The sequence below is a fragment of the Actinoplanes campanulatus genome (assembly GCF_014647795.1).
Classification (GTDB): domain Bacteria; phylum Actinomycetota; class Actinomycetes; order Mycobacteriales; family Micromonosporaceae; genus Actinoplanes; species Actinoplanes campanulatus.
Map to the genome: position 1 here is coordinate 63,028 of NZ_BMPW01000027.1, position 25,463 is coordinate 88,490.

Annotated in this window: 15 protein-coding genes; 10 read left to right on the forward strand and 5 right to left on the reverse strand. The window is 70.8% G+C overall.

All coding sequences use genetic code 11. From position 1 onward, the window contains the following. Positions 1-48 precede the first annotated feature (48 nt). From argH to IEZ13_RS39165, 5 genes are all read left to right on the forward strand, one after another. The gene (gene argH, locus IEZ13_RS39145) at positions 49-1,500 is read left to right on the forward strand and encodes an argininosuccinate lyase (RefSeq protein ID WP_183226595.1); all 1,452 of its coding nucleotides are present in this window, start codon (positions 49-51) and stop codon (positions 1,498-1,500) included. Positions 1,501-1,575: 75 nt separating this feature from the next. Then, positions 1,576-4,944 carry a DUF4132 domain-containing protein gene (locus tag IEZ13_RS39150; protein ID WP_183226594.1) on the forward strand — a complete coding sequence of 1,123 codons (3,369 nt, stop codon included), beginning with the start codon at positions 1,576-1,578 and terminating at the stop codon, positions 4,942-4,944. A gap of 400 nt (positions 4,945-5,344) precedes the next feature. Then, positions 5,345-6,646, forward strand: coding sequence for an extracellular solute-binding protein (locus tag IEZ13_RS39155; RefSeq protein ID WP_183226593.1), 1,302 nt, complete (start codon positions 5,345-5,347; stop codon positions 6,644-6,646). Positions 6,647-6,712: 66 nt separating this feature from the next. Further along, a complete protein-coding gene (locus tag IEZ13_RS39160; protein ID WP_183226592.1) occupies positions 6,713-7,714 on the forward strand; it encodes a carbohydrate ABC transporter permease in 1,002 nt (333 codons plus the stop codon). Position 7,715: 1 nt separating this feature from the next. Then, positions 7,716-8,627 carry a sugar ABC transporter permease gene (locus tag IEZ13_RS39165; RefSeq protein WP_183226591.1) on the forward strand — a complete coding sequence of 304 codons (912 nt, stop codon included), beginning with the start codon at positions 7,716-7,718 and terminating at the stop codon, positions 8,625-8,627. Positions 8,628-8,754: 127 nt separating this feature from the next. Here the strand turns inward: IEZ13_RS39165 and IEZ13_RS39170 are convergent, their stop codons facing one another. Beyond that, a complete protein-coding gene (locus IEZ13_RS39170; RefSeq protein WP_183226590.1) occupies positions 8,755-9,798 on the reverse strand; it encodes a LacI family DNA-binding transcriptional regulator in 1,044 nt (347 codons plus the stop codon). 324 nt (positions 9,799-10,122) lie between these two features. Between IEZ13_RS39170 and pulA the strand changes: the two genes are divergently transcribed. Next, complete coding sequence (gene pulA, locus IEZ13_RS39175) at positions 10,123-15,498, forward strand: pullulanase-type alpha-1,6-glucosidase (protein WP_229795598.1); 5,376 nt, start codon at positions 10,123-10,125, stop codon at positions 15,496-15,498. A gap of 129 nt (positions 15,499-15,627) precedes the next feature. On the opposite strand, the gene IEZ13_RS39180 is transcribed toward pulA, so the two are convergent. Together IEZ13_RS39180 and IEZ13_RS39185 are read right to left on the reverse strand one after the other, a co-directional pair. Beyond that, positions 15,628-18,039, reverse strand: a complete 2,412-nt coding sequence (locus IEZ13_RS39180) for an EAL domain-containing protein (RefSeq protein WP_183226589.1) — start codon at positions 18,037-18,039, stop codon at positions 15,628-15,630. Between the two features lie 54 nt (positions 18,040-18,093). Beyond that, a complete protein-coding gene (locus IEZ13_RS39185) occupies positions 18,094-18,972 on the reverse strand; it encodes a sulfite exporter TauE/SafE family protein (RefSeq protein ID WP_183226588.1) in 879 nt (292 codons plus the stop codon). A gap of 178 nt (positions 18,973-19,150) precedes the next feature. Between IEZ13_RS39185 and IEZ13_RS39190 the strand changes: the two genes are divergently transcribed. From IEZ13_RS39190 to IEZ13_RS39200, 3 genes are read left to right on the forward strand one after another with little or no spacing between them, the layout of a single operon-like run. Further along, a complete protein-coding gene (locus tag IEZ13_RS39190; protein WP_183226587.1) occupies positions 19,151-19,867 on the forward strand; it encodes a histidine phosphatase family protein in 717 nt (238 codons plus the stop codon). Further along, positions 19,851-20,696 (forward strand): NAD(P)H-hydrate dehydratase, encoded by an 846-nt coding sequence (locus tag IEZ13_RS39195; protein ID WP_183226586.1) that lies wholly within the window; start codon positions 19,851-19,853, stop codon positions 20,694-20,696. The genes IEZ13_RS39190 and IEZ13_RS39195 overlap by 17 nt, the downstream gene beginning before the upstream one ends. A gap of 50 nt (positions 20,697-20,746) precedes the next feature. Further along, complete coding sequence (locus IEZ13_RS39200) at positions 20,747-21,160, forward strand: CBS domain-containing protein (protein WP_183226585.1); 414 nt, start codon at positions 20,747-20,749, stop codon at positions 21,158-21,160. Position 21,161: 1 nt separating this feature from the next. Here the strand turns inward: IEZ13_RS39200 and IEZ13_RS39205 are convergent, their stop codons facing one another. Further along, positions 21,162-22,196 (reverse strand): hypothetical protein, encoded by a 1,035-nt coding sequence (locus IEZ13_RS39205; protein ID WP_183226584.1) that lies wholly within the window; start codon positions 22,194-22,196, stop codon positions 21,162-21,164. Positions 22,197-22,358: 162 nt separating this feature from the next. Between IEZ13_RS39205 and IEZ13_RS39210 the strand changes: the two genes are divergently transcribed. Then, the gene (locus IEZ13_RS39210; RefSeq protein ID WP_203834061.1) at positions 22,359-23,363 is read left to right on the forward strand and encodes an extracellular catalytic domain type 1 short-chain-length polyhydroxyalkanoate depolymerase; all 1,005 of its coding nucleotides are present in this window, start codon (positions 22,359-22,361) and stop codon (positions 23,361-23,363) included. Positions 23,364-23,574: 211 nt separating this feature from the next. On the opposite strand, the gene IEZ13_RS39215 is transcribed toward IEZ13_RS39210, so the two are convergent. Then, complete coding sequence (locus tag IEZ13_RS39215; RefSeq protein WP_229795600.1) at positions 23,575-24,945, reverse strand: pyridoxal phosphate-dependent decarboxylase family protein; 1,371 nt, start codon at positions 24,943-24,945, stop codon at positions 23,575-23,577. Positions 24,946-25,463: the final 518 nt, after the last annotated feature.

Sequence of the window (25,463 nt, forward strand, 5' to 3'; positions counted from 1 at the left end):
CAGCCACGGCACGGTGTGCAGCGATAGGGTCCAGGAAGGTAACGAAACGTGAGCGAACGAGGAGATGGTGTGCCGGAGAGCGACGAGCCGACGAGGCTGTGGGGTGGCCGTTTCGCCGGTGGCCCGGCGGAGGCGCTGGCCCGGCTGAGCGTCAGCGTCCAGTTCGACTGGCGGCTCGCGCCGTATGATCTGCTCGCCTCCCGTGCGCACGCCCGGGTCCTGGCGAACGCGGGTCTGCTCGACGCCGACGAGCTGGGCCGGATCCTGGCCGCCCTCGACGATCTGGCGTCCGCCTGCGCGGCCGGCGAGTTCCGGCCCACGATCGAGGACGAGGACGTGCACACCGCCCTGGAGCGGGGCCTGCTGGAGCGTCTCGGCTCGCTCGGCGGCAAGCTGCGGGCCGGCCGTTCCCGCAACGACCAGGTCGCCACCGACCTGCGGCTCTATCTGCGCGACCACGCCCGTGGGGTGGCCGTGGCGTTGATCGAGCTGGCCGACGCGCTGACCGAGCAGGCGGCCCGCAACGTCGACACCCCGGCGCCGGGCCTCACCCACGTGCAGCACGCGCAGCCGGTCAGTTTCGGTCACTGGCTGCTGGCGCACGTGCAGCCGCTGCTGCGTGACCTGGAGCGGCTGAGCGACTGGGACGTGCGGACCGCGATCAGCCCGCTCGGCTCGGGCGCGCTGGCCGGCTCGTCGCTGCCGCTGGACCCGGCGGCGGTCGCCAAGGAGCTGGGTTTCACCGCCCCGGCGGCGAACTCGATGGACGCCGTGGCGGACCGGGACTTCGTGGCCGAGTTCCTCTTCGTGACCGCGCTGATCGGCGTGCACCTGTCCCGGCTCGGCGAGGAGGTGGTGCTCTGGACCTCCACCGAGTTCGGCTGGGTGGAGCTGGACGACGCCTTCGCCACCGGCTCGTCGATCATGCCGCAGAAGAAGAACGCGGACATCGCCGAGCTGGCCCGGGGCAAGAGCGGCCGGCTGGTGGGCGGCCTGGTCGCGGTGCTGACCATGCTCAAGGGCCTGCCGTTGACCTACGACCGGGACATGCAGGAGGACAAGGAGCCGGCCTTCGACGCGGTCGACACTCTGGAGCTGCTGCTGCCCGCGCTGGCCGGGATGGTCTCGACCATGACGGTCCGGGTGGACCGGCTGGCCGCGGCCGCCCCGGTGGGCTTCTCGCTGGCCACCGAGGTCGCCGACTGGCTGGTGCGCAAGGGCGTGCCGTTCCGCGACGCGCACGAGATCACCGGCAAGCTGGTGGCGCTCTGCTCGGCCCGTGAGTGCGAGCTGGAGGATCTCACCGACGACGACCTGAAGACGGTCAGCGAGCATCTCGACCCGTCGGTGCGGCAGGTGTTGTCGGTGTCGTCGGCGCTCGCGGCGCGCACCACGCCCGGCTCGACCGGTCCGGGCCCGGTGGCCGAGCAGCTCGCCGTCGTGGAGCACAAGCTGGACACATGGCGCCAGTGGGCGGTGGAGAAGGTCGTTCCCCGCTGACCCGGCTCACGATCTGAACGGGAGCGGCATCGGTCGCTCCCGTTTCTGTCGTAAGTGGCCGGTACGGTGCGGTTCATGTCATTCGATCTCCCCGAACCCTGGTCGTCCCAGCTCCATCCCCGCCGGGGCGGAGCGGGCGTCCGTCCGGTCGTTCCGGATCCCCGTGCGCGTGAGGTGGTCGACGGGCAGATGCGGGAGCTGCCCGTCTTCATCCCCGGAGTGCTCGCCAGCGCGTTCACCGACCCGGCCCTGGCCGCCGCCGGCCGGGCGTGGCTCGACCGGGAGCCCTCGGCGCCCGCCGAGGGCGCGGCCGTCGTCGCCCTCGCCGGCATCCATCTGGACTCCGGCGAGCATGAGCGGCATCCCTGGTTCGCCGACCTCTGGCTGAGCGAGCGGGGCCTCCCGTTCGCCGCCGAGGCGGTCGGGGCGATGTTCTCGATGTTCGTGGTCGACGAGGGCGACGCACAGCCGCTCCGCAAGATCCACCGGGACGGCACGGAGACCATGGGGGTGCGCCGCCGCCGCGTCGGCGAAGGTGGGACCTGGGCACTGTACTCCGATCCCCACATGCTGATGCTGCTGCGGATCCGTGCGGCGCTGGCCGCCGCGCCGGCCGACGTCCACGCGGAGGCCGTCTCCGCCCTCGCCCCGCTGCGCGCCCTCGGCCCGCACGCGCGGTGCGCCACCTCGGTGCTGGTCCCGTCACAGAGTGGCTGGGTGGCGGCGGACTGGGCCGAGGCGCTCGCCGAGCCCGACCGGCACGACGACCGGATCCGGTTCCTCCGGGGCAAGAGCGACTTCTACCGGGCATCGTTGCTGTTGAACGCGATCGGCACCCCCGAGCAGGCCGCTACCGCGCTGGCTGTCTCCGAGGCGCTGGGGGCCGGATGGCCCGGCGGATATGCGACGCTCGTCGACGGTCTCGGGCCGGCCGCGGTCCCCCTGCTGCTGCGCAGGCTCGACGAGCTCAGGCCCCCGATGACTGAGCGGGGGAAGCTGATCGCTCTCCTCGCCGTCCTGCCCGACGACGCGGCGCTCGGCGGCCTGATCGACCGTGCCGGCCAGTCGGATGTGCGCCGGGCACTGATCGAGGCGACCGGCCGGTTCCCGGAGCGGGCGCTGCGGCTGCTCGCGATCCCGGCCGGTAAGCCCGTGCTGAGCGGTCTGCTCGCCGGCCGGGTGCGGGCCGACCCGGCACTCGCCGAGCGGGTCGCGGCCGGGCTGACCGGCGCCCCGGCGGCCCGGATCCGGGAGTGCCTGGCCGGCGTGGCCGGCATCGCGCCCGCTCCGCCGGAGGCGCTGCCGCCACTGCTCGCCGACCCGCCGTGGCGCCGACGGCGGGCGACCCCGCCGGTGGTCCTCGATCTGCGGGCACTCGATGCGCCGGACGCCGTGGTGTGGCGGTCCGGCGAGCGGGAGGAGTGGCTGTCCACTCCGTTTGACCTGGTCGGACCGGGCGACTGGACGGCCGTCGCCGAGCGGCTGCGGCGTGGCGAGACGGTCGATCAACGCGTGGCTGCCGAGTTCTTCGTCGCCGGTCCGGAGGAGACAGCCCGGTCCCTGCTCGCCGAGTGGAAGCCGGTGCCCACGCCGGGGTGCGGCGCCTGGATGCGGCGGATCGCCGCCCGGTTCGAGGTGGACGCGCTGCCGCCCCTGCGTCACCTGGCCCGCCATGACGGGGTGGAGGGCCGGGCGCTGATGCAACCGTTCACCGCCGCGGACGTCGCCTGGCGGATGCAGGCGCGCCCGTCCGACCGGAGCCGGCACGCCTTGCTGGCGCGGGCCTGGCTCGATCGGCATCCCGAGTTCGCCGCGCGCTATCTCCTGCCGCGCGCGTTCGGCCCGGACGGTCCCGCCCGGCGAGCGGCCCAGATCACGCTGGTGTCCATAGTCGCCGCCGGTCACGCCGAGGCGATCCGATCGGTCGCCGCGTCCTACGGCCCGGAGGCCGCGGCCGCCGTCGAGGAGCTGATCGTCACCGAGCCGACGGCGATTCTGCCCGGCAAGCTCCCCGCCATCCCCCGGTGGTTCGACCCCGCCGTGCTGCCGCCGGTCCGTCTCCGGCGGCCGGCCGAGCCCGCTGATGGGCCGGCTCTCGTCCTGCCGGCCGGTGTGCTGCGGGAGTTGGCGATGGTGTTCGCGCTGCACCAGCCCCCTACCGAGCCGTACCCGGGAGTGGAGATCGTCCGGGAGGCGTGTGAGCCGGCGGACCTCGCCCGGTTCGCATGGGCGGTGTTCGAGGCCTGGCTGGCCGCCGGCGCCAACGGCCGGCAGGGCTGGGCGCTGGACGCGCTGGGCCTGGTCGGCGACGACGAGGTGGTGCGGCGGCTCACCCCGCTGATCATGGAGTGGCCGGGGCAGAGCGGGCATGCCCGGGCGGTCACCGGCACCGGGATCCTCGCCGCGATCGGCACCGACGTCGCGTTGACACACCTCCAGCGCATCGTCGAGCGGTCCCGGTTCAACGGTCTCCGTGCGGCGGCCCAGCGGCAGGTCGCCCACGTCGCCGAGACGATGGGCCTCACCGCCGAGCAGCTCGCCGACCGTCTGGTCCCGGACCTCGGCCTGGACGGCGACGGCGGCCTGACCCTCGACTACGGTCCGCGGCGGTTCGTCGTCGGCTTCGACGAGGAGCTGAGGCCGTTCGTGACCGACGGCGCCGGCAAGCGCCTGAAGGACCTGCCCAGGCCGGGCGCCCGCGACGACGCCGAGCTGGCCACGGCGGCGTCGCGGCGTTTCACCGCGCTCAAGAAGGAGGTGCGGGCGCTCGCCGCCGATCAGATCCGCCGTCTGGAGCGCGCCATGGTGACCGGCCGCCGCTGGCCGGAGGAGGAGTTCCGGCGCTACTTCGCCGGGCATCCGCTGGTGCGTCATCTGGCCCGGCGGCTGCTCTGGGGCCGTTACGACGCGACCGGCGCCCTGACCGGCGGGTTCCGGGTGGCGGAGGACGGCACGTTCGCCGACGTGCGCGACGACGTCACCACGATCGCCGGTGACGAGATGGTCGGTGTGGTCCATCCGGTCCACCTGGGTGCGGCGCTGCCACCGTGGTCGGAGGTCTTCGCCGACTACCGGATCGTGCAGCCGTTCGCCCAGCTGGGCCGGGAGACCGCGGCCCTGACCCCGGCGGAGGCGGCCGGCTGCCGGATCACCCGCTTCCAGGGCCGCCGGGTGCCGACCGGTGCGGTGCTGGGCCTGGAGCGCCGCGGGTGGCGGCGGGAGCGGCCGCTCGACGGCGGGGTGCAGGTCCAGATCACGGTGTCGCCGATCGACGGGCTGGAGGTCGTCCTGGATCTCGACCCGGGCATCGCGGTCGGTGCCGTGGACCTCTTCCCGGAGCAGACGCTCGGCGAGCTGGGCTACCGCGGCCGGGTGGCCGCTCTCGGCGATCTCGATCCGGCGGTGGTGTCCGAGGTGCTCCGCGATCTGGAGTCGCTGACCTGACTTCCGGTGGCCGGTGAAGGCGGTGACGTGCGGTATGCCCGTCACCGCCTTTTTACATGCCTGTCGTCTTTCTTGCCGGACCGGCCGGACGCTCGTCGCTGTCCGGCATGGGCTTTCAGTTCATCGTGCAAGAAGTTGCATCGGAGGCATCCCCTTGTCCGTCTTCTGAGGCCGTCCTGATGGCGGATCCCTGTAACCGGCTTCCATGACCATCATGTTCCCCAAGCCGATCCGGTAGGTAACAGAACAGCAGCTAGAACCGCCTTCAACGCCCGCGATGTCGGGATCGTGCAGGTTCTTGCGAGCGGGCGTGTTGCAAGTTCGTTCGCAAGGGGTTTCTAAGCCCGAAACTTCTTGCTACCGTCCGGTCGAACCCCAGCAGGTATTCAAGGAGCGCAACATGCGTCGCATAAACAAGGGACTCGCCGCTCTCACCTCCGTCGCCCTCGCCTTCACGATCGCCGCCTGCGGCGAGGAGAAGTCGGGCTCCACGGAGACCAAGGCGGCCGACCCGGCTTCCCTGTCCGCTGAGCTCACGTGGTGGGACACCTCGGACGCGAAGAACGAGGGCCCGGCTTTCCAGGAGCTGATCGCGAACTTCAACAAGACGTACCCGAACGTCAAGATCAACTACCAGTCGGTGCCGTTCGCCGAGGCGCAGAACAAGTTCAAGACCGCCGCCGCCGCGAAGACCGGCGCGCCGGACATTCTCCGCGCCGAGGTCGCCTGGGTTCCCGAGTTCGCCTCCCTGGGCTACCTGTACTCGCTGGACGGCTCCGAGCTGCTCGCCGACGAGTCGGACTACCTGGCCGCCCCGATGGAGTCCAACAAGTTCGACGGCAAGACCTACGGCGTCCCGCAGGTCACCGACAGCCTCGCCCTGCTCTACAACAAGGAGCTGGTGCAGAAGGCCGGCATCGAGGTCCCGAAGACCTGGGCCGAGCTGAAGACCGCGGCCCAGGCCGTCAAGCAGAAGACCGGCGTCGACGGCCTGTACGTCAACGCGGCCGGCTACTTCGCCCTGCCGTTCATGTACGGCGAGGGCGGTGACCTGGTCGACACCACTGGCAAGAAGATCGTGGTCAACTCCGAGCAGAACGTCGCCGGCCTCAACGTCGCGAAGGACCTGATCGCCAGCGGCGCCTCGGTCAAGCCGTCGGCCACCGACTCCTACGGCACGATGATGACCCTCTTCAAGGAGAAGAAGGTCGCCTTCATCGTCAACGGCCCGTGGGAGGTCAACAACATCAAGACCGCCCCGGCCTTCGGTGGCGTCGAGAACCTCGGCATCGCCCCGGTCCCGGCCGGTTCGGCGAAGGCCGGCGCCCCGATCGGTGGCCACAACTACGTGATCTGGTCCGGTGTTCCGCAGGAGAAGGCCGCCGCCGCCGTCGCGTTCGTCAAGTTCCTGAACTCCGCCGAGTCGCAGGCGTTCCTCGCCGGCAAGCTGGGCCTGCTGCCCACCCGCAAGTCGGCCTACGACGTCGCGTCGGTGAAGAGCAACGCGGTCGTCTCGGCCTTCAAGCCGGTCGCCGAGGCCGCCGTCAGCCGCCCGTGGATCCCGGAGGGTGGCCAGTTCTTCGGCCCGCTCGACCAGATGGCCACCGAGGTCCTGATCCAGAACAAGGACGCCAAGGCTTCGCTGGACGCCGTGGCCAAGAAGTACAAGGCCGAGGTCGTCCCCTCGTACGCCACCAACTGACCGATTGAAGCAGGCGCCGGCCCTCCGAGGGCCGGCGCCCGCCGTCGTTCCCCTGGAGCACAGCTGATGAGCACTGTGACCGCCGACCCGGCGCCGGGCCGCGTCGGACTGCCGACCAAGTTGCGGCAGAGCTGGGACAAGAACTGGTCGGCGTGGGCGATGGTCATGCCCGTCGTCCTCGTCCTCGCGATTCTGATCTTCTATCCCCTGATCAACGGCTTCTGGATCTCGTTCACCAACCAGACCGAGGCCAACCAGCTCGCCGAGATCTGCACCAAGTCCATCACCGGTGGCGAGGTCTGCAAGGAGAACCCGAACGCCTGGTCGTTCGTGGGCCTGGACAACTACCTCAACGTCCTCACCGGCAAGGTCGGCGAGTTCTGGATGTGGACCGCCAACACCCTGGTGTGGACGGTGGTCGGGGTGGCCTTCCACTACGGTCTCGGCCTCGGCCTGGCCGTCATGATCAACCGGCAGATGCGGTTCCGCGGTCTCTACCGGGTGCTGCTCGTGCTGCCCTGGGCGGTCCCCGCGTTCGTCAGCGCCTTCGCCTGGAAGTTCCTCTTCAACGAGCGCTTCGGCGTGATCAACTCGATGCTCGGGTGGATCGGCGTCGATCCGGTCGCCTGGTTCGACAGCCGCTGGACCTCGATGTTCACGGCCGTCGTCACCAACATCTGGCTCGGTGTCCCGTTCATGATGGTGGCCCTGCTCGGTGGCATGCAGAGCATCTCCGACGAGCTCTACGAGGCGGCCGAGATCGACGGGGCGACGCCGTGGCAGCGGTTCCGCAACATCACCCTGCCCGGCCTGCGCCCGGTCAGCATGACGGTGATCCTGCTCGGCACCATCTGGACCTTCAACATGTTCCCGATCATCTTCCTGGTGACCGAGGGGCAGCCGGCGGGCCAGACCGAGATCCTGGTGACCGGCGCGTTCCGGGCGGCCTTCGAGGGTCTCCGCAACTACTCGCTCGCCTCCACGTACGGCGTGCTGATCCTCTCGATCCTGCTCGTCTTCTCGGTGTTCTACCGGCGGGTGCTGCGCAAGCAAGGCGAGGTTTGGTGACATGGCTCAGATGACGACCACTCCGCCGATCGCGGACGCCCCGGCGTCGCCGTCCGGCCCGGCCCGGGTCAACAAGCCGCGGCGCGGCCGGCGTAGCATCGCCGCCTCGATCGGGCTGCACACCACCATGATCGTGGCGTCGCTCATCGCGATCGGCCCGATCGCCTGGGTCCTGCTCTCCTCCTTCAAGCCCGGGTACGCCGTGCAGAGCAGCGAGCTCACCCTGGTCAAGGACCCGACCCTGGCCAACTACGAGTACGTGCTGTTCGACACCAACTTCCCGATCTGGTTCCTCAACTCGGTGCTGGTGGCGGCGCTCACGATGCTCTTCGGGATCTTCTTCTCGGCCACCACGGGGTACGCCCTGTCCCGGTTCAACTTCCCGGGCCGCCGGTCGCTGATGATGGTCTTCCTGGTCACCCAGATGTTCCCGGTGGCCATCCTGATCGTGCCGATCTACACGATCATGGCCAACCTGGGCCTGATCAACACGCTGCCGTCGCTGGTCATCGCGTACCTGACCATCGCGGTGCCGTTCTGTGCCTGGATGCTCAAGGGCTACTTCGACTCGATCCCGAACTCGCTCGACGAGGCGGCGTCGCTGGACGGCTGCGGCCCGTTCCGTACGTTCTGGACGGTGATCCTGCCGCTGGCCCGCCCGGCGATCGCGGTGACCGGCTTCTACACCTTCCTCACCGCGTGGGGCGAGGTGGCCTACGCGTCGGCCTTCATCCAGGACGACAAGAAGTTCACCCTGGCCTACGGCATGCGCCAGTTCGTGCCCCAGTTCAATCCGCAGTGGGAATACCTGACCGCCGCGGCCATTCTGGTCACGATCCCGGCCGGAATCGTATTCCTCTTCGCTCAGAAGCATCTCGTGTCCGGCCTTACCGCCGGCGGCACGAAGGGCTGATTCGCTAAACGAATTCCGTCCAGGCGTCTACCGATTCCGGTAGGCGCCTGGACGTCTTTCCCGCATCCGGGAGAACGCTCTCTCATCGTGCGGACGGCGGCCCGGCCGCCATCCGCACGATTTTCGGTCAGGCGACGGTGACGGAAACCTCCGAGCGCATCGGAGCGATCGCCGTCGAGTTACGGACCACCAACTCGGGGTGGAAAAGGTACTCCGAGTGCGGCGCGCCGTGCCCGTTGATCTCGTCGACCAGGGAACGGACCGCGGCCACCGCCATGGCGGCGACCGGCTGGCGCAGCGTGGTCAGCGGCGGGTCGGTGAACGGGATCAGCGCCGAGTCGTCGAAGCCGATGACCGACACCTCCTCCGGAACCCGCAGGCCACGCCGCCGGGCGGCCCGGATCGCGCCGAGCGCCATCATGTCCGAGGCGCAGATGATGCCGGTCACGCCCTTGGTCAGCAGCCGGTCGGCGGCCACCTCGCCGCCCTCCACGCCGAACAGGGTCAGCGAGATCAGTTCGTCCACCTCGGCGTCGCTCAGGCCCACCTCGCGCTTCATGGCGTTGCGGTAGCCTTCGAGCTTGCGCTGGGTGTTGATGAACCGGTTGGGGCCGGAGATCATGCCGATCCGGCGATGCCCGAGCGCCACCAGATGGGTGACCGCCAACTCGCCGGCGACCCGGTCGTCACACGAGACGAACGGCGCCTCCAGCTCCTTCGCATAGCCGTTGACCAGTACGATCGGCAGCGGCCGGTCGAGCAGGCGCTGGTAGCGGGAGCGGTCCGAGGTGGTGTCGGCGGCGAGCGAGGAGATGAAGACGATGCCGGAGACCTGCCGGTCGAGGAGCATCTCCACGTACTCGTCCTCGGTGACGCCGCCCGGCGACTGGGTGCACAGCACCGGCGTGTAGCCGTGCTGCGCCAGCGTGGACTCGATCACCTGGGCGAAAGCCGGGAAGATCGGGTTGTCCAGCTCGGGGACGACCAGGCCGACGAGGCCGGCGCTGCGCTTGCGCAATCTTTCCGGTCGTTCATACCCCAGCACGTCGAGTGCGGTCAGAACCGCTTGCCGGGTTTCAGCTGAGACGCCGGGGCGGTCGTCAATGACACGCGACACCGTCGCCTCACTGACCTGGGCCTGTTTGGCGATATCGGCCATTCGCGCACGCATGGTCTCACTCTACGGGTCTGCTGTCTGCTCGGCATGGTCCTGAAAGGTCTTCCATTCTATGTAAGACCTTGCTAACGTCCCGGCAACAAGAGCGATACAGGTTGATCGTTCGATGAAACGTGCCCCGGATCTGTGGGCCGCTCCATGATCACCCTACGGAGTCGATCGGGCGGCGTCCACGCCGGGGCGGTGCCTGGAAATATATAACAATCGATCCGATACCACCGAATCGGAAGGGTGCGCGCAGTGGCACCGAGAAAATCCATACACCGCCGTACGAGGCTGGGCGCCGCTCTGCTCAGCCTCTTCCTCCCACTCGTTGCCGTGCCGGCCTCCGCTGCCGTCGCGGCTCCTTCCGTTCCCAGCGACGCGGTGATCGCGAAGTGGGGTTCGGACAACCCGTCCTCCGGTGAGCAGTTCTACTTCGTGCTCCCGGACCGGTTCGCCAACGGCGACGCCCGCAACGACAGGGGCGGGCTCTCCGGCGACCGGCTGTCGACCGGCTTCGACCCCGCCGACAAGGGCTTCTACCACGGTGGCGACCTCAAAGGCGTGATGGACCGGCTGGACTACATCCAGGGCCTCGGGACCACCGCCATCTGGCTCGCCCCGGTCTTCAAGAACCGTCCCGTGCAGGGCGCCGGCGCCGACGTGTCGGCCGGCTACCACGGCTACTGGATCACCGACTTCACCCAGGTCGACCCGCACTTCGGCACCAACGCGGACCTGAAGAAGCTGGTCAAGCTCGCGCACCAGCGGGGCATGAAGATCTACCTGGACATCATCGTCAACCACACCGCGGACGTCATCAAGTACGCGGAGAACACCACCACGTACGTCGACAAGGCCGACTCCCCGTACACCGACACCGACGGGCAGCCGTTCGAGGACCGCAACTACGCGAACTCCCCGACGTTCCCGGAGACCGACGCGACGTCGTACCCGTACACCCCGGTCTTCGGCAGCACCGCGGACCGGACCGTCAAGAAGCCGTCCTGGCTCAACGACGTGAACATGTACCACAACCGCGGCGACTCCACCTTCGCCGGTGAGAACAGCGAGTACGGCGACTTCGTCGGCCTCGACGACCTCTTCACCGAGCGTCCCGAGGTGGTCGAGGGCATGACCGAGATCTACTCGGACTGGATCGCCGACACCGGCATCGACGGCTACCGCCTGGACACCGTCAAGCACTCCAACATGGAGTTCTGGCAGCAGTGGGCGCCCGGCATCGAGCGGGCCGCCAAGAAGGCCGGCAAGGACGACTTCTTCATGTTCGGCGAGGTCTACACCGCCGACCAGGAGATCCAGTCGACCTACGTGCGCGAGGGCGGGCTCCCGGCCACGCTGGACTTCTCCTTCCAGGAGGCGGCGCGCGGCTTCGTCACCGGCAACAGCGGCGCCGACGCGCTGTCCGCCCTGTACGCCAAGGACGACCTCTACACCGCCCGCAACACCGGCGCCGACCGGCTGCCCACCTTCCTCGGCAACCACGACATGGGCCGGATCGGCTCCTTCATCGCCGCCGCGGCGACCGCCGACACCCAGCTCAAGCGCGACCAGCTCGCCCACGAGCTGATGTTCCTGACCCGGGGCCAGCCGGTCGTCTACTCCGGTGACGAGCAGGGCTTCACCGGGCCGGGCGGTGACAAGGACGCCCGCCAGGACCTGTACGCGAGCAAGAGCGCGGACTACCTGGACGACGACCTGATCGGCACCGACCGCACCCACGCGGTGGACAACTACAACCCGGCGCACCCGGTCTACCAGACCATCGCGGCGCTCGCGAAGCTCCGTAAGGCGAACCCGGCGCTGGTCACCGGCGTCCAGGTGACCCGGTACGCGGCCGAGGGCCAGGGCGTCTTCGCGGCGTCCCGCCTGGACAGGTCGAAGCGGGGCGAGTACGTGGTCGCGTCCAACAACGCCACCACCACGCAGACCGTCAGCTTCGCCACGTCCACGCCGAACGCCACGTTCACCGGGATCTACGGCGGCGCCACGGCGGTGACCTCGGACTCCTCCGGCAAGATCACCATCACGGTTCCGGCGCTGTCCTCCGTGGTCTTCAAGGCCGGGAACGCGATCGCCGTACCCGCCGCTGCTCCGACCGTGAGCATCAGCGGCCCGAAGCCGGACGCCTCGGTCGCCACCCGCGCCGAGATCGTCGCCGACGTCGTCGGCGACCCGCTGTCGACCGTGACCTTCGCGGCCCAGGCCGGCAACGGCGAATGGAAGCTGCTCGGCACCGCGGACCGGGCGCCCTACCGCGTCTACCACGACCTGACCGGGCTGGCCGGGGACACTCCGGTGCGGTACAAGGCAGTGGTGCGTGACAGCAGGGGACGGCTCGCGTCCTCGACCGCGGGCATCACCGTCGGCACCCCGGAGGCCACCTCCACCGCCGGCTACGCGGTCGTGCACTACCAGCGGCCGGACGGCGAGTACGACGACCAGAATCTGTACGTGTGGGGCGACATCGACCCGTCCATGTCCACCAGCTGGCCCAACGGTCAGCAGTTCACCGGTGCCGACTCGTACGGCCGCTTCGCCTACGTGAAGCTCAAGCCGGGCGCGAAGAGCGTCGGGTTCATCGTGGTCGACGACGACGGCGACAAGGACGTCGACGCGGACCGAAGCATCGACGTCGGCGACAACCCGGAGATCTGGGTCAAGCAGGGCGACGCCAAGGTCTACACCTCCCGGCAGGCCGCCACCGGCGAGCCCGACCCGGCGCAGGACACCACCAGGGCGGTCGTCCACTGGAACCGCGCCGACGGGAACTACGACGGCTGGGGCATGCACGTCTGGTCCGGCGCCGCGAACCCGACCGACTGGTCGAGCCCGCTGCTCCCGGCCCGGATCGACAGCTACGGCGCGGTCTTCGAGGTGCCGCTCGCGGCCGGGGCGACCTCGCTGAGCTACATCATCCACCGCGGCGACGAGAAGGACCTGCCGAGCGACCAGTCCCTCGACTTCGCCAAGGCCGGCCGTGAGGTCTGGCTGCTGGCCGGTCAGGAGACCCGCCTGCTGCCGTTGGTCAAGACCGCCGGCGGCGGTGGCGTGGCCGACGTGACCAAGTCCGCCGCGGTCTGGCTGGACCGGGGCACGATCGCCTGGAAGACCGGCACCGGCACCACCCTGGAACCGGTCGGGGCGGGCACCGACGGCAAGGTCTACGACCTGGTCTGGTCGCCCACCGGCGGGATCGGCGTCAAGGACGGCGAGCTGACCGGGACGTACGAGACCGTGTCTCTTCAGGCACAGCGCGACGGTCTCACCGAGGCCCAGCGTGAGGCGTTCCCGCACCTCTGGCAGTACGGCGCGTTCCGTACCTCCAAAAAAGATCTTGCAGCGGTTCTCCAGAGCCAGGTCGTGGTCACCGAACGCGACGCCGCCGGCAAGCTGCTCTCGGCCACCGGCGTCCAGCTCTCCGGCGTCCTCGACGACGTCTACGGCTCCGCGACCGGCGCCACCCTCGGCCCGGTCGTCAGCGGGAAGAAGGCGAGCGTCGCGGTGTGGGCGCCGACCGCCCGCAGCGTCGAGCTCGAGGTCTACGACACCGCCGGCCAGGTCTCCCCGACCCTCGTGGAGCTGACCCGCGACGACCGCACCGGCGTCTGGTCCGGCCGCGGCGACTGGGCCGGCAAGTACTACAAGTTCCGGGTCACCGCGTGGCAGCCGGCCGCGCAGAAGCTGGTCACGGCGTCGGTCACCGACCCGTACGCGGTCGCGCTGACCGCCGACTCCACCCGGAGCCGCTTCGTCAGCCTGTCCGACCCGGCGCTCGCGCCGGCCGGCTGGGCGGGCCTCAGGAAGCCGGCGGCGACCGCTCCCGCGAAGATCCAGATCTCGGAGCTGTCGGTCCGGGACTTCTCGATCGCCGACGCCTCGGTGGCGCCGGAGAAGCGGGGCACGTTCAGCGCCTTCACCGTCGAGTCGGAGGGCACCAAGCACCTGAAGGAGCTGGCGAAGGCCGGGGTCACCCACCTGCACCTGCTCCCGGCGTTCGACTTCGCCACCATCCCGGAGAAGCGCGCCGACCAGCAGCAGCCCGCCTGTGACCTGGCGTCGCTGCCCGCCGACTCGGAGGAGCAGCAGGCCTGCATCGCCGCGGTGGCCGCCACCGACGGCTACAACTGGGGCTACGACCCGCTGCACTACACGGTTCCGGAGGGTGGCTACGCGGTCTCGCCCGACGACCGGACCAAGGAGTTCCGTTCCATGGTCGCCGGGGTCAACCAGGCCGGCCTGCGGGTGGTCATGGACGTCGTCTACAACCACACCTCGGCCGCCGGGACCGACGCCAAGTCGGTGCTCGACCAGATCGTGCCCGGCTACTACCACCGCCTCCTGGAGGACGGCACCGTCGCCAACTCCACCTGCTGCGCCAACACCGCGCCGGAGAACGCGATGATGGGCAAGCTCGTGGTCGACTCGATCGTCACGTGGGCCAGGCAGTACAAGGTCGACGGGTTCCGCTTCGACCTGATGGGCCACCACCCGAAGGCGAACATCCTGGCGGTGCGCAAGGCCCTCGACAAGCTGACCTTGGCGCGGGACGGCGTCGACGGCAAGAACATCTATGTGTACGGCGAGGGCTGGAACTTCGGTGAGGTGGCGAACGACGCCCGCTTCATCCAGGCCACCCAGCTGAACATGGGCGGCACCGGGATCGGCGTGTTCAACGACCGGCTCCGGGACGCGGTCCGTGGCGGCGGCCCGTTCGACAACAACCCGCGTATCCAGGGCTTCGCGTCCGGCCTGGCCGGCGCCCCCAACGGCGACGCGGTCAACGGCACCGCGGCGGAGCAGAAGGCGCGCCTGCTGCACTACCAGGACCTGATCAAGGTCGGTCTGACCGGCAACCTGGCGGACTACACGTTCACCGACTCGTCCGGCGCGACCGTCAAGGGCTCGCAGGTCGACTACAACGGGGCGCCGGCCGGCTACACGGTCGACCCCGGTGAGTCGATCACCTACGTCGACGCGCACGACAACGAGATCCTGTACGACGCGCTGGCGTACAAGCTGCCCCAGGCCACCACGGCCGCGGACCGGGCACGGGCGCAGTCGGTGGCGCTGGCCACCACGGTGCTCGGGCAGGGTGTGGGCTTCGTGACCGCGGGCAGCGAGATCCTGCGCTCCAAGTCGCTGGACCGGAACTCGTTCAACTCGGGTGACTGGTTCAACCAGATCATCTGGGACTGCACGCAGGGCAACGGTTTCGGCCGGGGCCTGCCGCCCAAGGCGGACAACGAGTCGAAGTACGCCTACGCCAAGCCGCTGCTGGCCGACCCGGCCCTGGTGCCGGACTGCGCCTCGATGAACCTGTCCAACAACCTCTACCAGGAGCTGCTCAGGATCCGGAAGTCCAGCCCGGCGTTCGGTCTGGCCACCGGCTCGCAGGTGCGGCAGCGGGTGTCGTTCCCGCTGTCCGGCCTGAACGAGACCCCTGGCGTGATCACCATGACGATCGACGCCCGCGGCGTGGACCGTCAGTGGAAGTCGATCACGGTCGTCTTCAACGCCGGCACCACGGCGGCCACCCAGAAGGTGCCCGCGCTGGCCGGTAAGAAGGTCGCCCTCCACCCGGTGCAGCGGGCCTCGGCCGACCCGGTCACCCGTTCCGCGTCCTTCGCGGCGGCGACCGGCACGCTCACCGTCCCCGCACGGACCGTCTCGGTCTTCGTGCAGAGCTGATCCTCGGCTCACGCTGACCCCCGGGTCGGCGCCGGACCCCTTCCACCCCGGCGCCGATCCGGCTCAGCACCCGATCACGGCCACCGCTCACCCGCCTGCCCGGGTGGGCGGTGGCCGATTCCATTCCGGCTAGCTGTGGAGGGCCGGGGTGGTTAGCCGTTCGTAGAGCTGGTGGGCCGGTTCCGGGCGGCCCAGGTGGTAGCCCTGCACGAACTTGCAGCCCATCACCGTGAGCAGGTTCAGCTCGTCGGCGTCCTCGACGCCCTCGGCCACCACCCGCAGGCCGAGGGTGTGCCCGAGCTGCACGATGGCGCTGACCAGTTCCTGCTGGCGGCCGTTGCCGACCAGCCCGGTGATGAACGAGCGGTCGAGCTTCAGCACGTCGACCGGGATGTCGCGGAGGTAGCCGAGCGACGAGTAGCCGGTGCCGAAGTCGTCGATGGCGATCCGTACGCCGAGTTCGCGCAGCTCCTGGAGACGGGCCGAGGTGACCGCCACGTCACGCATCATCACCGTCTCGGTGAGCTCCAGGACCAGGCACTGCGGGGAGAGCCCGGTGGTGGCCAGGGCGTACGCCACGTGGTCGGTGAGGTCGGGCAGGTCCAGGTGTGCGGCCGACAGGTTGACGCTGACCCAGGCGGGCGCGGTCCACGGGCTCTCCACCTGCCAGTGGCGCAGCGTCCGGCAGGCCTCGAGGAGAATCCACCGGTCGATCTCGATGATCATGCCGGTCTCCTCGGCGAGCGGGATGAACGAGCCCGGCTGCTGGAGCCCGCGGAACGGGTCCTGCCAACGGACCAGCGCCTCGGCGCCGACCACCCGGCCCTCCTGGACCGCGAACACCGGTTGCAGGTGCAGCCGCAACTCGCCGCGGTGCACCGCCTCGCGCAGCCGGTTCTCCTGGTCGAGCCGGGTGAGCAGCTGCTCGTGCATCCGATTCTCGAACACCATGAACCGGTTCTTGCCCAGGTCCTTGGCGGCGTACATGGCGACGTCGGCGTTGCGGATCACCTCGTCGGCGTCGGTGTAGCGGGCCGCGTCCGGGACCACGCCGACGCTCACCGTCACCACCGCCTCCCGTCCGTGCACCACGAAGGGCCGGGCGATGGCGTCCAGACAGGCGCGGGCCAGCATCTCCACCACCGGCGGGGTGGCGCCCTCGAGCAGGACGGCGAACTCGTCGCCGCCGAGCCGGGCCACCGTGTCGTGCGGGCGCAGGACGGAGCTCAGCCGTTCCGCCGCGGTCCGCAGCAGCAGGTCGCCGGCGTTGTGCCCGAGGCTGTCGTTGACCCGCTTGAAACCGTCCAGGTCGAGGTAGAGCAGGGCGATGTGCTCGCCGGAGGATCGGGACCGGTTGAGCGCGTGGTCCAGCCGGTCGAGCAGCAGCTTGCGGTTGGGCAGCCCGGTGAGCCCGTCGTGCAGGGCCTGGTGGCGCAGGTCGTGTTCGAGGTCGCGCTGCCGGGTGACGTCGCGCAGCACGACGACCGCGCCGATCGGCCGGCCCGCCTTCTCCAGGGAGCTGACGTTGTACTCGACCCGGACCGTGGTGCCGTCCGGGCGCAGCAGACGGCCCTCCCGGATGCCGCTGGTCAGCCCGTCGGCCGCCTCCGGGAAGAGCACGGTGGCCGCCCGCTGGAGCAGCCCGGCGACGCCGAGGCCGGTGATCCCCCCGGCCGCCTCGTTGGCGAAGGTGATCCTCCCGGCCGGGTCGATGCCGCAGATGCCCTCGCCGGCGTTGGCCAGGATGCTGTCGGTGTACTCCTTGGCCAGGATCTCCCGGGCCGACAGCTCCAGCTGTTCGGCCATCGAGTTGAAGGCGCGGGCCAGCCGCCCGATCTCGTCGCGGCCGTCCGGCGGCATCCGCAGCGAGTAGTCCCCGGTACGGATGGTGCGGACCGCCGCGGTGAGCGAGGTGATCCGGCGGATCAGCGAGCCGGACAGCCCGAAGCCGAGGGCGAGCACCAGCAGGATCACCACGGCGGAGCTGACCATGGTGATGATCTGGGCAGTCCGGGTGGCATCCATCATCTGCTCGTAGATCGGGGTGTACTCGAGAATGACCGCACCGATCGTCTTGCCGGCCTTGGTGTTCAACGGCACCACGACCTGCTTGATGCCGTCGGGGTAGTCGACGCTGGTCTCGACGAAGACGCGGGACTTGCCGTCGTCGATCGTCCTGCCGACCTCGTTGCCGAGGTCGTGGTCGAAGACCGACGCGATGTTGTCCGTGACGACGTCGCCGAGGATGTACTTGCCGGAGTCCACCACCACGGCGTCGCGGTGCTGGATCTCGTGCATCCGGTGGAGGTAGTTGCCGAGCGCCTCGGGGCTGTAGTACAGCGGCTCCGGCACCTCGCCCTCGGAGTCGACCGAGAGGCCCAGCGCGATGTCCATGGCGACGCCCCGGGCCAGCCGGGCGGCCTCCTGCGCGGCGGCCCGCTCGGCCGACGACGCGGTGGTCTGCCACGTGATCAGCGCGGTGGCCGCCACCATGAGGGCCACCAGGAGATAGCCTCCGAGCAGCTTCTGCCGCACGTTCATCCGTACTCCCCGAGATTCGACGCCGCCTCACATCGGCAGCCGATCGGGGAGGTATTAGCTGATGCCGGCTTCGGCCAGCTCTTTCTGCCGGTTGGCCCGTCCGTGCAGGCCGATGCCGACGGCGACCAGGATCGCCACGCCGGCGACCACCCCGACCACCAGGGTGGGCAGGTCGAACAGCTTGAGGGCGCTGGCCAGCAGCACGATCACCAGCGCGGACCGGACCAGCCCGCCGGGCGCCCGCGACGAGATCCGGGAGCCGAGCAGCACGCCCGGGATGGACCCGAGGATCACCGCGCCGGCGATGTCGAGCTGGAGGTCGCCGAAGAAGGCGTGGCCCAGTGCCGCGGCGGTGACCAGTGGCACCGCCTGGATCAGGTCGGTGCCGACCAGGTCGTTGGCGCGCAGCGTCGGGTAGAGCGCCAGCAGCGCCACGATGATCAGCGAGCCGGAGCCGACCGAGGTGAGGCCGACCACCAGGCCGCCCATGATCCCGATCAGCACGGTCGGGACGGGCTTGACGGTGATCGGGGCGACGGGGCGGTCCGCGTTGCGGCGCCCGGTCCAGGCCTTGAGCAGCATGCCGGCGGCGGCCAGCAGCAGCGCCGCGCCGAGAGCGATCTTGACGGCGTGCTGGATGCTCTCGTCGCTGCCGAACATGTCCAGCAGCAGGACGCCGAGGAAGGCGGAGGGGATGCTGCCGGCACACAGCCAGGCCACCAGCCGCCAGTTCACCGTGCCGCGGCGGGCGTGCACCCAGCCGCCGAACGGCTTCATGATCGCGCTGGCGGCCAGGTCGCTGGAGATGGCGGCGACCGGGTGCACGCCGAAGAGCAGGACGAGGATGGGCGTCATCAGGGCGCCACCGCCCATGCCGGTGAGCCCGACGATGATGCCGACTCCCAGGCCGGCGAGCACCATGATCGGATCCATGCGGCGCAGCCTGCCCGACCAACACCCTCCTTGTCTACTAAATCAGTTGAGTTTGTCGAGTTTCTCGCACGGCTGTCACCGGTTCGATGCCGGATTCGAACGCCTGGTCCGCCGCACGCGCCATGAGCACGTCCGCGCCACGCGGGTAGCCCTCCCCGGAACCGGGTAAGGCCCCGGCATGCACCGATTGGACTGGCTCGCAATCGTCCGGCACGGCCTCAGCACCGGTAACGTCACCGCTCAGAACGCCGAGGCCGGCGGCGCCGAGCTGATCGACATCCCGGAACGCGACGCCGACGTGCCGCTCGCCCCGGCCGGCCGGGAACAGGCCGAGGCGGTCGGCCACTGGCTGGCGAGGCAGCAACCGCGGCTCGCCGTGGTGTCGCCCTACCTGCGCACCCGGCAGACCGCGGAGATCGCGCTCGGCTCGATCCCGGCCGAGATCGTCGTCGACGAGCGGCTGCGCGACCGTGAGCTCGGTGTTCTCGACCTGCTCACGGCGCGCGGCGTACAGGCCCGGCTGCCCGGCGAGGCGCGCCGCCGGGAACGGCTCGGCAAGTTCTACTACCGGCCACCCGGCGGCGAGTCGTGGGCCGACGTGCTGCTGCGGCTGCGCGCCCTGCTCCGCGAGATCGGCGAGGACCACCCCGGCGGCCGGGTCGTGCTCGTCGCCCACGAGGCCACCGTGCTCATGGTGCGCTACCTGGCCGAGCGGCTCAGCGAGGCGGAGCTCATGGCGATCGCCCACGGCACCACCATAGCCAACTGCTCGGTCAGCACCTGGGCCCGATCCGGCGACCGCCTGGAACCCGTCCTGTTCAACTCGGTCGAGCACCTGCGCCACCACGGCGCCCCGCCGACCCGGCAGGAGGACGTCAATGCCGAACCGGTCTGAGGAACAGGTCATCACCCCCGCGCTGCTGCGGGACTGGCCCCTGCCGGATCCGCAGGGCGGCAAGGAGTCCCGCGGCACCGTGCTGGTCGTCGGTGGCGCCCGCTGCACCCCGGGCGCGGTCCTGCTGGCCGGGGTCGCGTCGCTGCGCGCGGGCGCCGGGCGGTTGCAGCTCGCGGTGGCCGCGGAGTCCGCCGTCCCCCTGAGCATCGCGGTCCCGGAGGCCAAAGTGGTGGGTCTCGCGCCGGACGGTGCGCCCACCGACGAGATCCTCGGGCTGGCCGGCAGCGCGGACGTGATCGCCCTCGGGCCCGGCCTCGACGACGTCGACCACACCGTACGCCTGATGCGCGCCGTCCTGGCCCGGGCGCCCGAGGAGACCGCCCTGGTCCTCGACGCGTACGCCCTCGGCGCCCTCAGCAAGGAACCCGGCCTGCTCGACCGCCGCCGTGCCGTGCTCACCCCGAACCTGGTCGAGGCCGCCCACCTGCTCGGCCGCGAACCCGGCGACGATCTGGCCGCGGCCGCCCGCGAGCTGGCCGAACGCCATCACGCCGTGGTCTCGCTCTTCGGCCACATCGCCGCTCCCGAGGGCCCGGCCTGGCGTGAGGAGAGCGGCCACGCCGGCCTCGGCACCTCGGGCAGCGGCGACGTCCGCGCCGGCATCGTGGCCGGACTGCTCGGCCGCGGCGCCGATCCGGCACAGGCCGCCTGCTGGGGCGCCTACGCGCACGCGGTCAGCGGCCTGCGCCTGGCCCCCCGCTACGGCCGGATCGGCTTCCTGGCCCGGGAGCTCGTCGACGAAGTCGCATCGACGATTGCCTCGCTCTGAAGCGGGTACGCCGTGTTACGACACTGTTGCGGCGAAAGAAGGGAATTCCCATGGCGACCGCCCGCGAGATCATGACCCCGGACGTCACCTGTGCGGGTGAGAAGGAGTCGCTGGCCGAGGCGGCCCGCAAGATGGCCGACCTGAACGTCGGCTCCCTGCCGATCTGCGGCGCCGACAACCGGCTGCACGGCATGCTCACCGACCGGGACATCGTGGTGAAGGCGCTGGCCAAGGGACGTAACCCGGCCGACTGCACGGCCGGCGAGTTCGCGCAGGGCAAGCCGGTCACCGTCGGCGCCGACGACGACGCGGCCGAGATCCTGCGCACCATGGCCCAGCACAGGGTGCGCCGCCTCCCGGTCATCGACGGCCACCAGCTGGTCGGCATCGTCGCGGTCGCCGACGTGGCCCGGGCGTTGCCGGACCGTCCGGTCGGCGACCTGATCGACGCGATCAGCGAATGACTCAGTCCTCCAGCGAGGCCCAGTCCAGGCCCAGCCTCCGTAGCCGGCGCAGGGCCTTGCGATGGCGGACGCCGACGTAGACCTCCAGCCAGTCGGCGTCGTCCTCGCCGACCAGCGCCACCATGTCCGGCCCCGCGTACAGCCGGGACCGCGCGCACGGCCAGCGCATCGGCCGCAGCGGCACCCGGCGCAGCGGGGCCACGATCCGCCGGGCCTGGGCCCGGTCGACGAACGCCATGCCACCGCCCCGGTCCATCGCCGCACGGGTCAAACTCGACATCATGAGGTACGCGGAAAGCCGCTCCCGCTCGCGCAGCGGCTGATCGCTCAGCCCGTGGTAATAGACCGGCGGATCCTCCAGGCCGGGTTCGATCAGCAGATCGAAGGTGCCGTCCGAGGCCGTGCCGAACACCAGTGTCCGGTCCGGCCCGGCGGCCGGCGGCCCCGGCAGGACACGCAGCGCGCCGCCGGACACCTCCGGGCGCCCGGCGGCCGCCTCGTGGAACGCGCGCAACGGCCCGGGCAGCCCGTCGGCCGGCTCCGGCGCGGCGGGCGGGACGTCGGAGTACCAGTCGGCGACGAACCCCCGCAGCGCACCGATCGGATCGCCGGGCAGCAGGTCCAGCCAGTCGGTCCCGGCAGGCGGGCCGTCCGGGCGGGCCAGATCCAGCAGGTGCTGCGGCAGCGGGGTGTAGAGCCGCAGACCGGCCCGCTGGAGCACACCCCGGCGGCGGGCCAGGTCGGTCACCCGCGCGGTGCCCAGCGCCAGGCAACCGTCGGGCAGGCGGGCGAACACGTGGACCGGCAGGGCGTCGCCGCCGGTCAGCCGCCCCTCGACCAGCCGCGCGAACGGCCCGGTGACGGTCAGGTCCTCGGCGGTGCGCACGCCACCGGTGATCACCACGGTCCCCGCGGGGCCGATGGCGAACAGGTCGCCCGCCTCGCCGTGCACCTTCGCCCGCGGCCCGGCCGTGGCGAGCGCCCCGGCCTCGGCGACGACGGACCAGAGGCGGATCCGCTTCCCCTCATCGCTCATCGAAGGCTCTGCACCGTCTCCGCCGTGGGGGCAACGAATCTCCGCCTGGACACGGTGGACCCCCCCCGGGACTGGACCCGGGATCGGTCCTCCACGGGTGGGTGCGTGCGGGTGGCCTCCCCCTCGGCGGCCACCCGCGGACCTCGACCGTACCCGGCGTTCGTGAGCACGCCACGGATCCTGGCCGGGTTCGTACCGCACCTTTACCGGATCCAGACCTTCGCGGCCGAGGATGCGGGCATGTCCGAACCGTGGCGGCTTTTCGCCGCGCTGCTGCTGTTGTTGCCGGTCGCCGCCTGCACCCGTCCGGCCCGGCCGGAGCTGCCCGACGGCAGTCACGCGCACACCATCACGGTCGATGGGCGGGAGCGGGCCTACCGGACGTATCGTCCGGTCGCCCTTCCCGACGGGCCGGTGCCGTTGGTGCTGGTCCTGCACGGTGGGGCGGGCAGCGGAGCGCAGGCCGAGAGATCGTATGGGTGGGATGCCCGCGCCGACCGTGACGGTTTCGTGGTCGTCTACCCCGACGGGGTGAACCGCAGCTGGAATGCCGGACCCGGCTGCTGCGGCCCCGCCACCCGCGACGGCGTCGATGACGTCGCCTTCCTCGAAGCGGTCGTCGCGGAGACCGGCCGGGGTGTGCCGATCGACCCGGCCCGGGTGCGTGCGGCCGGCATGTCGAACGGGGCGATGATGGCCTACCGCCTGGCCTGCGACTCGACCGTGGTCACCGCGATCGCCCCGGTCGCCGGGATCGTGATCGGCGACTGCCCGTCCCCGGCCCCGGTCTCGGTGATCCACATACACGGCACGGAGGATCACAGCGTGCCGTGGTCCGGCGGCCCCGGAAAGCGCGACAACGACGGCACCGGCCGCGTCCCCATCCGGATCGACGGCCCACCGGTGCCCGATCTGGTCGCCGGCTGGCGCGACCGGGCCGGCTGCCCACCACCGGCCGAGCGCATCACGGGCGCGGTGACCACGACCACCGCGGACTGCCCCGGCGGCCGGGTGATCGAGCTGGTCAGCGTCGCCGGGGCCGGTCACCAGTGGCCGGGCGCGACCGGCCCCGGCGCGGCCGCCGAACGCCTCCTCGAACTCGACCCACCGTCCGGCGCCCTGGACGCCACCGCCACGATCGCCGACTTCTTCATCGCCCTGACCTGACCGCCGTCCCCGTCATCTCACCCCGGTTATTTGTCGCCGTCGTCTCGCGTCGGGTCGCCTTGTCGCCGTCAGCTCGCCCCTGCTTACCTCGGCCCCGTCATTTCGCTTCCGGGTTGCCGTCGCATCCCTTCCGGTGCGGGAGTCGCCCGGAGTCGCTGACGTCTTCGTGCGTTCCGATGGGGGTCGTGCGGGGTGTCTCAGCCGGTGGCGGCTAAGTGGCGGCTACGGCGCGGCGGAAGGCGGTGAGGGTTCGTTCGATGTCGTCGGCGCTGGTGCGCCAGTTGCACACGGACAGGCGGATGGCGCGGCGGCCGCCCGCCATGGTGCCGCTCAGCCACGCCTCGCCGCTGTCGACCACGTGCCGGAGCACCCGGTCGGTGGTGTCGTCGTCGCCGAAGCGGAAGAGGACCTGGTTGATCACGACCTTGCCGAGCACCTCGCAACCCGGGACGTCCGCCAGCCCGGCCGCGAAGGTCCGGGCGTGCCCGCAGCAGCGCTCCACCAGGTCGGCGACGCCACGCCGGCCCAGCGACCGCAGCGCCGCGTAGACCGGGAAGGCGCGGGCCCGCCGGGAGAACCCGGGCGTCCAGTCGATCTGGTCCCGTGGCCCGTCCGGACCGCTCTGCACCAGGTAATCGGCCGTGGTGCTGACCGCGGCCCGGTGCGGCTCCGGGTGGGCGCAGAAGGCGATCCCGCTGTCGTAGGGCACGTTCAGCCACTTGTGCGCGTCGGTCGCCCACGAATCGGCCCGTTCCGCCCCGGCCGCGAGGTGCCGCAACCGGGGGCTGGCCAGCACCCACAGCCCGAACGCCCCGTCCACGTGCAGCCACGCCCCGGCGGCCGAGGTCGCGTCGGCGATCGCGGACAGGTCGTCGAAGGCGCCGGTGTTCACCTCGCCGGCCTGCGCGCAGACGATCGCCGGCCCACCGGTGTGCAGCGCATTCCGCAGCGCCGCCACGTCCATCCGGCCCGCGGCGTCGGCGGGCACCACGGTCAGCGACGCCGTACCGAATCCGAGCAACCGCAGCGCCCGGTCGATCGTGGTGTGCCGCCGCGCGCTCACCACGATCCGCACGGCGGGCGCCCCGGCCAGCCCGCGTTCCTCGACGTTCCAGCCGGCACGGCGAAGCACGTGGTGCCGGGCGGCCGCCAGACAGGTCAGGTGCGCGCTCTGGCAGCCGGGCACGAAGGCGTACGAGCTGCCGGCCGGCAACCTGAACAACTCCCGCAGCCACTCACCGGCCACCTCCTCGGCCACCGACGCCGCCGGCGAACAGGCGTAGAGCCCGGCGTTCTGATCCCAGACCGTGGTGAGCCAGTCGGCGGCTACCGCGGCCGGCAGCCCACCGCCGATGACGAACCCGAAGTACCGCCCACCGGGGCTGCCGATCAGCCCCGGATCGGCGGCCGCGGCCAGTTCCTCGACCACGGTCAGCGGATCCACCGGGCCGTCCGGCAGTGGCCCGCCCAGCCGCTCGCGCAACTCCTCCAGCCCGGCCGTCTCGCCGACCGGCCGCACGTCCAGCGATTCCAGCCAGTCCGCTGCGATCCGCGCGGCCCTGGCGAGCACGTCGTCGTCCACCACCTCACGGTAGGCGCTCCACCCGCACAGCAGGCACCCCACCGCCACAGCGGGCCCCCACCCGCAGGGCAGGCACTCCACCGCCACAGCGGGCCCTCTCTCGCGGGGCAGGCGTTCCATCGGTACAGCGGGCCCTCACTCGCGGGGCGGGCACCCCACCGGCACATCAGGCGCTCCCCGCACGGCAGGTGCTCCACCACCTGCGATCTTGAACGTTTCGCCACCGTAGGAGCCTCTTTCTTGGCTGTCCGCGCCCATTTCCGCAATCCCTCAACCGAGGGAAGGGCGGCGGGGCCGATCTTGGTGAGTTGACCACCTCCCGAGGTGGGCAACTCACCAAGATCGCGCAAAGCTGCCGGTCAAAGCGCGCAAAACGGGCTTGATGAGATGCCGACGTGAGGACAAAAGGCGATTTCAACGCCATATGCCCCGCGTCTCGGCGGCGGTTCACCAGATGCGGTGCTTGACGTCAGACGGCGGCCAGTCGAGCAAAAGACTCGTGGAGGTGACTAGACGTT